This is a genomic window from Aureimonas ureilytica (assembly GCF_001475935.1).
Lineage (GTDB): Bacteria > Pseudomonadota > Alphaproteobacteria > Rhizobiales > Rhizobiaceae > Aureimonas > Aureimonas ureilytica_A.
The window spans coordinates 22,670-33,242 of the sequence record NZ_LDQA01000065.1; the positions used below are offsets into that span (position 1 = coordinate 22,670).

Here is a 10,573-nt window from a genome sequence, read left to right on the forward strand (position 1 = left end):
CGCTGCCGCACAGCGCGGGCGGGGTTGAAGCCGGGGCCTATCGGTGCGACATCTTCAGAAAACACCGCCTTGTCGCGGTCTTGGATCGAATTGCTGCCCGATGACCATCTATCTTGAAGCCGAAGCCCAGCCCCTGCGCAACACCGGCTCGATCCGCCTTTACGGAGCCGAAGCATTCGAGGGAATGCGCCGCGCCTGCCTGCTGACGGCGACCTGCCTCGACAAGCTCGCCGATCTCGTGAAGCCCGGCGTCACCACGCAGGCGATCGACGATTTCGTGTTTCAGTTCGCGATGGATGCCGGTGCCCTGCCCGCGACGCTGAACTATCGCGGCTACATGAAGAGCGTCTGCACCTCGGTCAATCATGTCGTGTGCCACGGTATTCCGAACGACAAGCCGCTGCGCGAAGGTGACATCGTGAATATCGACGTGACATTCATCGTCGATGGCTTCTACGGCGATTCCTCGCGCATGTATCTGGTGGGCAAGGTGAAGCGCGCGGCCGAGCGGCTTTGCGAAATCACCTATCGCTCGCTCGTTCTGGGCATTCGCGAGGTCAAGCCGGGCGGCCACATCGGCGATATCGGCGCGGCGATTCAGGATTACGCCGAGGGCGAGCGCTGCTCCGTCGTGCGCGATTTCTGTGGCCATGGCGTCGGCAAGCTGTTCCACGATTCGCCCAATATCCTGCATTATGGCCGGCGCGGTGAAGGCGTGGAGATGCGTCCAGGCATGATCTTTACGATCGAACCGATGATCAATCTCGGTCGCCCGCATGTGAAGGTTCTGCCCGACGGCTGGACGGCCGTGACGCGCGACCGCAGCCTGACGGCGCAGTACGAGCACACGGTCGGCGTGACAGAGGGTGGGTGCGAGGTCTTCACCTATTCTCCGGCCGGGCTCGACATGCCCGGCTTCTCGGCCGAGCGTCTGGCAGAAATCTCCGCCTGAAAGCTCGCTGCCGGTGCCGCCCCGCAAGGATCGCAAGGGACTGAATGAAGCCTCGGGCTTTCTGCCGACCGAGCTTCTTCGGACGGCAGAACCCATTCCAGTCGCGCCCATCCAGCCCGCGCCCGAACCCAAGCATCATGACGGGCATCGCGACCGGCTGCGCGATCGGTTCGCGGACGCTGGCGCGACTGCTCTCGCCGACTACGAGCTTCTGGAGCTCGTCCTGTTTCGCTCGATCCCGCGTCGGGACGTGAAGCCGATCGCCAAGGCTTTGCTCCAGCGCTTCGGCACGCTGGAAGATGTGTTGAACGCGCCGACCCATCTCCTTCAGGAAGTGGACGGAATGGGTCGGTCCTCTGCCTTGGATCTTCGCATCATCGCCGCCCTCCTTCAGCGCACCATTCGCTCCGGCCTGCGCTCGCGCGAGGTTTTGTCGTCTTGGTCGGCCGTTATCGACTATTGCTATGCGGCGATGGCGCATGAGACGCGCGAGCAGTTTCGCGTTCTCTTTCTCGACAAGAAGAACGCGCTGATCGCAGACGAGGTGCAGCAGACCGGCACGGTCGACCATACGCCGGTCTATCCGCGCGAGATCATTCGCCGAGCGCTGGAGCTTTCGGCCTGCGCGCTCGTGCTCGTGCACAATCACCCGTCAGGCGACCCGTCGCCGTCCAATGCCGATATCGAGATGACCAAGATCATCGTGGACACATGCCGACCGCTCGGCATCACCGTCCACGATCATCTCATCATAGGCCGCAACGGGCACACGAGTTTCAAGAGCCTGCGCCTGATGTGATCAATGCAGATGTCCGAGCTCGCGCATGAGGCGGATTTCCTGCGGGCGGATGAGCCGCTCGTGCGAGATGCGAACCGAGTGGATCTTCGCTTCGATTTCCCGCTCCCAGTGGTCGAGAAAGCGGCGCAGGCGCGGATAGTCTGGCGCCATATCCTCGAACTGCCAGGAGAAACTTTGCAGGAAGCTCGGATGATCCGGCATTCGGTAGAGAATCTCCGCAAAGGTCATTCCGAAGCCCGAAAGCATCTTCCGGAATTGCGGGTCGGGCACGCGTGCAGTCGGCATGTCGCATCCTTTCGCAGGCGGCGCTGAACTGCGCCTGAGACAAGGCTGCGCCTCCAAGCTTAACGAAGCCTTGCGGTTTGGCTAATTAAGAGGCCGGCACAAAATTTGTGCAACGCGATAGGCCAACCATGGAGTTAAGTTGCCGCAGGGCGCTGGTCCCGCTCCAGCGACAGCCCATCTCCGCCTCATGCCGAAAATGAAAAAGAAATCCGACCTTCCTTCCAAACTCTGCCGCGGATGCCAAAAGCCGATGGTTTGGCGGAAGGCTTGGGCGCGCACGTGGGATCAGGTTCTCTACTGCTCGGATCGCTGCCAGAAAGAGGCCAGCCGCAAACGGCATGACGGAACGGCTCAGACGGATCGAACGACCCGCGCAGCGCCGAACTGATGGATCAAGCCGGGGGGAGAATGCCTCCCGCTTGCTCCATCAGTTCGGGCGTATCGACGTCGAACGAGGCGGCGGAGCCGATGTCGATCTCGCGAACGATGTCGTGATGCTGCTGCACGAGCTGTCTCGCACCGACATCGCCCTCGAGCCTAGCTATGTCTTCGCGAAAATCACTCGACAGGATCACGGGATTGGCGCGTCGCTCTCCGTCGCAGGCCAGAACGATCGAACCTTCTCCGGAGGGTTCGAAGGCTGCTATCAGCGTGTCGAGATGGGAGGGCGTCAGAAGGGGCTGATCCGCAAGCATGACGAGGACGCCATCGGCATCCTGGGAGGCGGCTTCGAAGCCGCGTTTGAGCGAGGTCGATAGGCCTTCGGCATAATCGGGGTTGTCGTGTAGCACGACGTCCAGCCCTTCGATCGCGCGCCTCAACTCGCTCGACCTGTGACCCAGAACGACGTGGACCGATACCGCGCCGCATGCGAGCGCCGTTTCCACGGAGCGGCGAAGGAGCGGCTGACCATCGAACCTCGCCAGGAGTTTGTTCGGCCCGCCCATGCGACTGGAGCGGCCTGCCGCTAGGACGACGATCGCGACCCTCGGGGTAAGGGCCTCCAAGCGATTGATCTCGCGAGGCTGCGGGCGCGAGGCGATTTCCATCAGCAGGCCTCCCACGCCAAGACCCGTCAACTCCCGCGACGAGACTGGAAGATCGGCCAACAAGCGGTCGAGAACCCAGTCGAAACCGTTCTCACGTGGACTGCGCGCGCAGCCCGGTGCGCCGATGACGATCCGCTCGCCAAGATGCCCCAGCAGCAGGAGATTGCCGGGATCGACGGGCATACCGAGGTGATCGACTTGGCCGCCGGCCAGCCGGATCGCAGCCGGGATGACATCATCCTCATCGATCACGGCCGACGCCCCGAAGACGATTGTCATCGCTTCGTCCGGGTGAGCCTGCGAGAGGGCTCGCCTCAATTCGTTTTCGTCATGCCCGACCCGCTCCTCCCGCAGGATATTCGAGCCCGTTCGCTTCAACCGTTCAGCCAGGACGGAGGCTGTCTTGTCGAGGATGCTGGGCTTCATCCCGGGAAGAGTGGTCTGCACCAAGCCGACGCCGCGCCCGCGAAACGGCGCGAGGCGGAACGTCGCCTGGCCGGCCAGCAAGTCGGCGACCTGCTCGACTGCGGCACGCGGCACGGCGAGCGGAATGATCTTCACCGTCGCGACCATGCGGCCGGCCTCGACGCTCGCGAAATCGTCAAGCGTCGCGAGCGTGATGCCGGGATGAACGCGGTTGATCGCATCCACAAGACGGCGATCGGCGAGAAACACGCCGGCCTCGCCCGCGAAGAGATTGGCTCGGCCGGTGGCGGCCGGCGCCCCGCCGATCTCGTCGCTTGCCAAGGCGTCGGCAATCGTGGCGGCGGCTTCGTCTTCGGGCAGATCGTCTGGACCAAGCCGTGCGACGATGACGCGATCGATTCCGGCCGCCAGAAGACGCTCCACATCATCTGACGTCAGACACCGCCCCTTGGGCAGTTTGCTGCAGCCGACCTGCGTCGCGTGGGCGAGAATGCAGCCTTGAGCTGACCGGCTCTCGACCGGCCCGAACTTCACAACGCCTCCGTTTCGCCGCGCCGCTCGGCGTGCATCTTCCGCTTACGAAAAGCGGAAATAACCGAGCCGAGGATCGCCACCGCAATTTCGGCGGGCGTCGAAGCACCGATGTCGAGCCCGATCGGCGCTTCGATCCGAGCCGTCTTATGGTCCGGCAGCCCCGCTGCGGCCAGCCGCTCCAGCCGTTTGGCATGGGTCTTCCGGCTTCCCAGCGCGCCGATATAGAAGCAGCCGGCCTTGATCGCTTCGATCAGTGGCAAATCATCGATCTTGGGATCGTGCGTCACGGCCACCAGCGCGCAATAGGAATCGAGCGGCCGATCCTTCAGGACGAGCTCAGGCCATTCGGCTTGGAGACGAAGGCCGGGGAAGCGCTCGGGTGTCGCGAACGCCGTGCGCGGGTCGATGATCTCGATGTCGAACCCCGCGAGTTCCGCCATGGGCACCAAGGCCTGCGAGATATGCGCCGCCCCGATCACGACGATGCGCGGTGGAGGCAGATGCACGTTCAGGAAGAGGTCATCGCCCCGCCGCCCAGACTTTCCACTTCGAAGTGCTTTCGAAAGGTCCGGCGCGAGATCGTCCGCTTCGACCTCGGCCTCGCGAACGAGGCGCTGCGCGCCGCTGGTCAGATCCGTGACCAGAATGCAGGCGCGGCGAGCGAGGCGCTCTTCGTTCAAGGCCTTGAGAAGCGCGAGATCCATCAGGCCACCTTCTCTACATAGACGCAGATGCGCCCGCCGCAGGACAGGCCAACCCGCCAGGCTATTTCGTCCGCCACGCCGAATTCCAGCATTCGCGGCGCGCCGGTTTCAATCACGTCCAGCGCTTCCGCCACCACCGCGCCTTCGACACAGCCACCGGAGACGGAACCGGCAAAATCTCCGGCTGCATCGATCACCAGATGACTTCCAACGGGTCTTGGCGCCGAACCCCAGGTTTCCACGACGGTCGCCAAGGCGACGCCGCGCCCATCCCGGCTCCAGTCTTCGGCGATTTGCAGGACGTCGCTCAATGCATGCAGCGTTTCCATCGTCTCGTCCTTAAGCCATCTCGCGGTTCAACGCATCGGAGCGCAACCAGTGCAGCGGCGATAGGTGGCCGCGATTCGCCCGGTTTTCCGTCAGAGCCTTGCAGAGCGCATCCAACGAGGCGACGGAGTGGACCGGGCGAAACTCATCGACATGCGGCAGCATCGCCCTCATTCCCTTGGCCTTGGCCTCGAACCCGTCGAACCGCAGCAGCGGGTTCAGCCAGATGAGCCGACGGGAGGACAAATGGAGCCGCACCATCGCCTCTTCCAGTCGTTCCGTCTGATCGCGTTCCAAACCATCGGTGATCAGCAGCACCGTCGCGCCGCCCGATAGCACGCGGCGCGACCAGATCTTGTTGAAAGTCTCCAGGGCCTCGCCGATCCTTGTTCCGCCCGACCAGTCCCGCACGGCCGATGCCGCACGATCGACCGCTTCATCCGGGTCGCGGCGAGTCAGTTCGCGCGTGATATTGGTCAGCCGCGTCCCAAACAGAAACGTATGGACACGCCGGCGATGCGCCGTGATCGCGTGAAAGAAATGCAGGAACAGCCGGCTATACTGGCTCATGGAGCCGGAAATATCGGCGAGCACCACGAGCGGCGGCGGACGCATTCGGGCGGTTCGCCATTTTGGAAGAAGCAAGGCGCCGCCGGTTCGCACGCTGGCGCGCAGGCTTTCGCGCATATCCATCCGCTCGCCATGAGGAGCCGGGCGGAACCGCCGCGTGCGGCGTTCGTCGCCCGAGAAGGCGATGCGGCGCACGGCTCGCTTGGCGTCCTCCAGCTCGGCCGCCGTCATCTGCGCGAAATCCTTGGTTCGCAGCACGTCTTCACCCGACATGGAGAAACGCGCGTCGATGTCGAGAATGGGTTTCTCACGCGGGGCTCCGTGCGGCGCTCCCGTCTGCGAGAAGGCGTCAGCGGCCCGCTGTGCACCCGCCCGCTTCTCGGCCGGCCGTGCTGGGGCACGACCGGAAAACAGAGCCAGCATTTTTTCGATCAGCTGGCGCGAGCGCCAGAACGTGTCGAAGACTTCCGCGAAGACAGTGCTGTCCTCGCGCCGATGCACGAAAACGGAATGCAGAACCCAATAGACATCCTCGCGCGAGCCGATCCCGCCGAGGCGGAGCGCCTCGATCGCGTCCAGCGTTTCGGCCGGCCCGGTCTTCAAACCGGCGCGGCGGAGCGCCCGAGCGAAATGGACGATGTTGTCGCCGAAGCGGCCGCTATCCGGGTTGGTGCCTAAGTCGCCCGTCGCTGGCATGTCGTCAGCCGACCGCCAGTTCACGCTTCACCGCATTTAGGATTTCGCGGCCTTCGCCCTTCTCGATGCGGGCGATATCGTCCTGATATTTTAGGAGAACCCCGAGCGTGTCGGAGATCAGCGACGGATCGAGCGCGATGGCATCGAGTTCGGTCAGCGCGGTGGCCCAGTCGATCGTCTCGGCCACGCCCGGCGATTTGAAGAGATCGGCCGCGCGCAGCTTCTGCACGTAGCTGACGATCTCGCGGGAGAGATCATCGCTCGCGCCGGGTGCCTTCAGGCGGACGATGGCCAGTTCCCGCTCGGCGCTGGGATAATCGACCCAGTGATAGAGGCAGCGGCGCTTCAGCGCGTCGTGGATTTCGCGCGTGCGGTTGGTCGTGATGACGACGATCGGCGGGTCCTGCGCCCGGATCGTCCCGAATTCGGGAATGCTGACCTGATGGTCGGACAAGACCTCAAGGAGAAAGGCTTCGAAGGCTTCGTCCGTTCGGTCGAGCTCATCGATGAGCAGAACCGGCGCGCGGCCCGCTTCGCCTTCGAGCGCTTGGAGAACGGGCCGGCGGATCAGGAAACGTTCGGAGAAAATATCCGCCCGAAGCGCCTCGCTTGTCGCATCGCCGGCCGCCTCGCGCAGCCGGATTTCGATCATCTGCGCGGCGTGGTTCCACTCGTAGACGGCGGACGAGAGGTCGAGCCCTTCATAGCACTGGAGACGGATCAGCGGGCGATCCAACGCCTTGGACAGAACTTTGGCGAGTTCGGTCTTGCCGACACCCGCCTCCCCTTCGAGAAACAAGGGGCGACCCATCCTGAGCGCCAGGAAAAGAACCGTCGCCAACGAGCGATCGGCCACATAGTCCGCAGCCGCCAGGAGTTCGATGGTCTCATCGATATGGGCCGGCAGATCACTCACGGTCTTCATCCTCCCAGATGACAGTGGCTTCGCCCGCGCGGAACCGTTTTAGAGGCTATGATACCTTCGCGCGCGATACAAAAGACTGTTGCCGGCGGTCGGCTCCCCGATGGCCAGAACCTCGCCGACGATCACGCGGTGCGTAGCAACCGGGCGGCTGTCGATCACGCGGCAATCGAAGCTGATCAGCGCATCCATGAGAACGGGTGCATCCGTGACGAGACGCGTCCAGCGCCCTGCGGCAAATCGCGCTTCGAGCTCCAACTGGCCTTCTCCCGCGAAGGCGCGCGCGACCGGCTCGTTATGGGATGCCAGAAGATTGACCGCAAAGACGCCGTTCTGGTCGAAGCGCGTGTTCGCCAGACTGGTTTGGTTCAAGCAGAAGAGAACCGTCGGCGGTTCGTCCGAGACGGAACAGACCGACGTCACCGTCACGCCTCGTCGGCCGGCCGGACCATCCGTCGTCACGAGACAGACCGGCGCGGCGAAATGGCTCATCGCCTCCCGGAAATGCACGCGGTCGGCAGGGGGATGAGAGGCGACACCGGACTTCAACACAAGGCTTTTCCCAGAGCTTCCCGACTCGCGGAGGATGCAAGTCGTCCGTTTAAGATAGAAGAGTCTGTTGAAGAATGAATGGCCCTGCGCCCGGTCCTTTCGCGGTCGCTCGGGATTTGACAAATCAACGGCATCGCGTATGGGGGCCGCTTCGCCTTTCATCGTCGCATCACATGCGCCCGCCGAACGGAGCGACCCGTCATGGCTCCAATGATCGAAGTCAAGAACGTCACCCGTCGCTTCGGCGGCTTCGTGGCGGTCAACGATTGCAGTCTTTCCGTCGAAAAGGGCAGCATTACCGGGCTGATCGGGCCGAACGGTGCCGGTAAGTCGACTTTGTTCAACATGGTGGCCGGCAATTTGGAGCCGAGTTCGGGCGCCATCTTTCTGGATGGTCGGGAGATTACGGGCCTGAAGCCGCATCAGCTTTTCGGCCGTGGCCTCCTGCGCACCTTCCAGATCGCCCATGAGTTCTCGCGCCTCACCGTTCTGGAAAACCTGATGATGGTGCCGGCGGGTCAGCCCGGCGAGAACCTGTTCGATGCCTGGTTTCGCGGTCGCAAGGTGCGAGAGTTCGAGCGCGGCGTGCGCGAGCGCGCCGAAGAGGTCGTGGACTTTCTCCAGATCGGCCATGTGCAAAACGAGCTGGCCGGCAATCTCTCCGGCGGCCAGAAGAAGCTCGTCGAACTCGGCCGGACCATGATGGTGGATGCCAAGGTCGTGCTGCTCGACGAAATCGCCGCCGGCGTGAACCGCACGCTTCTCAACGATCTCGCCAGCAATATCGAGCGTCTCAACCGCGAGCGCGGCTACACGTTCTTCGTCATCGAGCACGACATGGACCTGATCGGTCGCCTCTGCGACCCCGTCGTGGTCATGGCGGCCGGGTCGGTCATGATGAAGGGCTCGCTCGCCGAGATTCAGGCCGACGAGCGCGTGGTGGAAGCCTATTTCGGCGGCTCGCCCACGGGACATGCCACCAGCCTGCCCGGAGCCACGGCATGAGCCTTCTTTCGGTTCGCGGGGTCGTCGCCGGCTATGGCGCGGCCACCATCCTGAACGGCGTCGATATCGCGCTGGAAGCGGGCGAGATCGGCGTCATCGTCGGACCCAACGGCGCGGGCAAGTCCACGACGCTCAAGGCCATTTTCGGCCTGCTGCGCGTATCCTCCGGCTCCATCACCTTCGACGGGCAGGACATCACCAACCGCCCGACCGAGAGCCTCAGCGCTCTCCGCATGGCCTTCGTGCCGCAGGAGCATAATGTCTTTCGGACATTGAGTGTGCACGAGAATTTGGAAATGGGCGCCTATGTCCGCAAGGACGATGTGTCCGCCCTGCTCGATCGCGTCTATCAAATCTTCCCGCCGCTGAAGGCCAAACGAAACCAACCGGCGGGCGAGTTGTCGGGCGGACAGCGCCAGATGGTGGCGGTTGGCCGCGCGCTGATGATCGATCCCAAGCTGATCCTGCTGGACGAGCCGACGGCCGGCCTGTCGCCGCTTTTCATGAGCGAAATCTTCGACCGCATCCTCGCCATCAACGCAACCGGCGTGACCGTCGCGATGGTGGAGCAGAACGCCAAGCAGGCGCTTGGGATCGCGCACAAGGGTTTCGTGCTCGCCGGCGGGCGCAATCGATTCACCGATAGCGGCGCGGCGCTTCTCGCCGATCCCGACGTCGCGAAATCCTTCCTCGGCGGCTGACGCCAGCATCAAGACAACGGGGCCAGCCGTGGACGAGCTGATCTTCTTCATCAATCGCGGCGTGGTCGGCGGGCTGATCATCGGCTCCGTCTATGCGCTGGGCGCGGTCGGCGTGACGCTGATCTTCGGCATCCTGCGCTTTGCGCATTTCGCCCATGGCGACATGATGACGGCGAGCGCCTTCATCGCGCTGGCGCTGGCAGGGCTCCTGTCGGCGCTTGGCGTGAGCCTGCCCATTCCGCTGGTGCTGGCGCTTCTGCCGGTCGTGATGGCGCTGACGGCGCTGTTCGCCATCGGGCTGGACAAGGCCTTCTATCAGCCGCTGCGCCGGCGCGGGGCGAAGCCGGTCGTGCTGGTCATGGCGTCGATCGGCGTCACGCTGATGCTCCAAGGCGTCATCCGCCTCTTCGGCGGCACAGGCTCGCGGGACATGTATCTGGAGGCTCCCAAGGCGATCTATCGCATCCCGACCGGCGGACGCCCCATCATTCTGACCGAGCCGCAGCTCGTGCTGATCGCGCTCACGATTCTCTCGGTCATCGCGCTGCATCTGTTTCTGACGCGCTCGCGCCTTGGCAAGGCCATGCGCGCCGTCTCGGACAATCCCGATCTGGCGCGCGTGACGGGCATTCCGATCGAGCGAGTCGTCAAGGCGACTTGGGCGATCGGCGGGGGCCTCGCCGCCATCGCGGGGACGATGCTGGCGATGGACGTGCAGCTGAAGCCCGACCTTGCCTACAACATCCTCCTGCCGATCTTTGCGGCGGCCATCGTCGGTGGCATTGGCCAGCCCTATGGTGGGATCGCGGGCGGCTATCTCATCGGCTTTGCCGAGACGCTGGCGGTTTTCAACTTCTCGGTTCTGCTGCGGCCCTTCCGGGATTGGCTTCCAGCCGGAACGGAAATCCCGGCGAGCCTCGCCATGGTGCCGACGGAATATCGGCTCGTCGTGCCCTTCTTCATTCTCGTGGCCGTCCTGATCTACCGGCCGACCGGCATCTTCAAGGGACGGGTGTTCTGATGACCGATGCTTCCGCCTCTCGTGCTCGCC

Annotated in this window: 13 protein-coding genes; 6 read left to right on the forward strand and 7 right to left on the reverse strand. The window is 63.8% G+C overall.

All coding sequences use genetic code 11. The features are described from left to right. Positions 1–100: 100 nt before the first annotated feature. On the forward strand, positions 101–952 hold the full coding sequence (map, locus tag NS365_RS20295) for a type I methionyl aminopeptidase (RefSeq protein ID WP_058602115.1): 852 nt from the start codon (positions 101–103) through the stop codon (positions 950–952). 61 nt (positions 953–1,013) lie between these two features. Beyond that, a complete protein-coding gene (gene radC, locus NS365_RS20300; protein WP_244498514.1) occupies positions 1,014–1,751 on the forward strand; it encodes a RadC family protein in 738 nt (245 codons plus the stop codon). Here radC and NS365_RS20305 read toward each other — a convergent pair whose 3' ends face one another. Beyond that, positions 1,752–2,036: an usg protein gene (locus tag NS365_RS20305; RefSeq protein WP_058602117.1), complete on the reverse strand. Its 285-nt coding sequence runs from the start codon at positions 2,034–2,036 to the stop codon at positions 1,752–1,754. A gap of 196 nt (positions 2,037–2,232) precedes the next feature. Between NS365_RS20305 and NS365_RS23835 the strand changes: the two genes are divergently transcribed. Further along, positions 2,233–2,424: a DUF2256 domain-containing protein gene (locus NS365_RS23835; RefSeq protein WP_343286849.1), complete on the forward strand. Its 192-nt coding sequence runs from the start codon at positions 2,233–2,235 to the stop codon at positions 2,422–2,424. A gap of 4 nt (positions 2,425–2,428) precedes the next feature. On the opposite strand, the gene NS365_RS20310 is transcribed toward NS365_RS23835, so the two are convergent. Genes NS365_RS20310 through NS365_RS20335 form a run of 6 tightly spaced genes read right to left on the reverse strand, consistent with a single transcriptional unit; the run spans position 2,429 to position 7,813 of the window. After that, entirely contained in the window at positions 2,429–4,045 is a 1,617-nt protein-coding gene (locus NS365_RS20310; protein ID WP_058602118.1) for an NTP transferase domain-containing protein, read from the reverse strand. Beyond that, on the reverse strand, positions 4,042–4,749 hold the full coding sequence (locus NS365_RS20315; protein ID WP_058602119.1) for an XdhC family protein: 708 nt from the start codon (positions 4,747–4,749) through the stop codon (positions 4,042–4,044). The genes NS365_RS20310 and NS365_RS20315 overlap by 4 nt, the downstream gene beginning before the upstream one ends. After that, on the reverse strand, positions 4,749–5,078 hold the full coding sequence (locus NS365_RS20320) for an XdhC family protein (protein ID WP_058602120.1): 330 nt from the start codon (positions 5,076–5,078) through the stop codon (positions 4,749–4,751). Before NS365_RS20320 ends, NS365_RS20315 begins: the two co-directional genes overlap by 1 nt. A gap of 10 nt (positions 5,079–5,088) precedes the next feature. Beyond that, positions 5,089–6,342 (reverse strand): vWA domain-containing protein, encoded by a 1,254-nt coding sequence (locus NS365_RS20325; protein WP_058602127.1) that lies wholly within the window; start codon positions 6,340–6,342, stop codon positions 5,089–5,091. A gap of 4 nt (positions 6,343–6,346) precedes the next feature. Further along, positions 6,347–7,267, reverse strand: coding sequence for an AAA family ATPase (locus NS365_RS20330; protein ID WP_153003879.1), 921 nt, complete (start codon positions 7,265–7,267; stop codon positions 6,347–6,349). A 39-nt stretch (positions 7,268–7,306) separates the two neighbouring features. Beyond that, positions 7,307–7,813 carry a flavin reductase gene (locus tag NS365_RS20335; protein WP_343286848.1) on the reverse strand — a complete coding sequence of 169 codons (507 nt, stop codon included), beginning with the start codon at positions 7,811–7,813 and terminating at the stop codon, positions 7,307–7,309. 213 nt (positions 7,814–8,026) lie between these two features. Between NS365_RS20335 and NS365_RS20340 the strand changes: the two genes are divergently transcribed. From NS365_RS20340 to NS365_RS20350, 3 genes are read left to right on the forward strand one after another with little or no spacing between them, the layout of a single operon-like run. After that, positions 8,027–8,821, forward strand: a complete 795-nt coding sequence (locus NS365_RS20340) for an ABC transporter ATP-binding protein (RefSeq protein WP_244498515.1) — start codon at positions 8,027–8,029, stop codon at positions 8,819–8,821. Next, positions 8,818–9,522 (forward strand): ABC transporter ATP-binding protein, encoded by a 705-nt coding sequence (locus NS365_RS20345; protein WP_058602122.1) that lies wholly within the window; start codon positions 8,818–8,820, stop codon positions 9,520–9,522. Before NS365_RS20340 ends, NS365_RS20345 begins: the two co-directional genes overlap by 4 nt. A 28-nt stretch (positions 9,523–9,550) precedes the next feature. Beyond that, the gene (locus NS365_RS20350; RefSeq protein WP_058602123.1) at positions 9,551–10,543 is read left to right on the forward strand and encodes a branched-chain amino acid ABC transporter permease; all 993 of its coding nucleotides are present in this window, start codon (positions 9,551–9,553) and stop codon (positions 10,541–10,543) included. Positions 10,544–10,573 lie beyond the last annotated feature (30 nt).

Excerpts from the sequence above, each read along its gene's own strand:
- map (WP_058602115.1), top strand. The coding sequence starts at position 101 with ATGACCATCTATCTTGAAGCCGAAGCCCAGCCCCTGCGCAACACCGGC.
- NS365_RS20305 (WP_058602117.1), bottom strand. The coding sequence starts at position 2,036 with ATGCCGACTGCACGCGTGCCCGACCCGCAATTCCGGAAGATGCTTTCG.
- NS365_RS23835 (WP_343286849.1), top strand. The coding sequence starts at position 2,233 with ATGAAAAAGAAATCCGACCTTCCTTCCAAACTCTGCCGCGGATGCCAA.
- NS365_RS20315 (WP_058602119.1), bottom strand. The coding sequence starts at position 4,749 with ATGGATCTCGCGCTTCTCAAGGCCTTGAACGAAGAGCGCCTCGCTCGC.
- NS365_RS20320 (WP_058602120.1), bottom strand. The coding sequence starts at position 5,078 with ATGGAAACGCTGCATGCATTGAGCGACGTCCTGCAAATCGCCGAAGAC.
- NS365_RS20325 (WP_058602127.1), bottom strand. The coding sequence starts at position 6,342 with ATGCCAGCGACGGGCGACTTAGGCACCAACCCGGATAGCGGCCGCTTC.
- NS365_RS20330 (WP_153003879.1), bottom strand. The coding sequence starts at position 7,267 with ATGAAGACCGTGAGTGATCTGCCGGCCCATATCGATGAGACCATCGAA.
- NS365_RS20340 (WP_244498515.1), top strand. The coding sequence starts at position 8,027 with ATGATCGAAGTCAAGAACGTCACCCGTCGCTTCGGCGGCTTCGTGGCG.
- NS365_RS20345 (WP_058602122.1), top strand. The coding sequence starts at position 8,818 with ATGAGCCTTCTTTCGGTTCGCGGGGTCGTCGCCGGCTATGGCGCGGCC.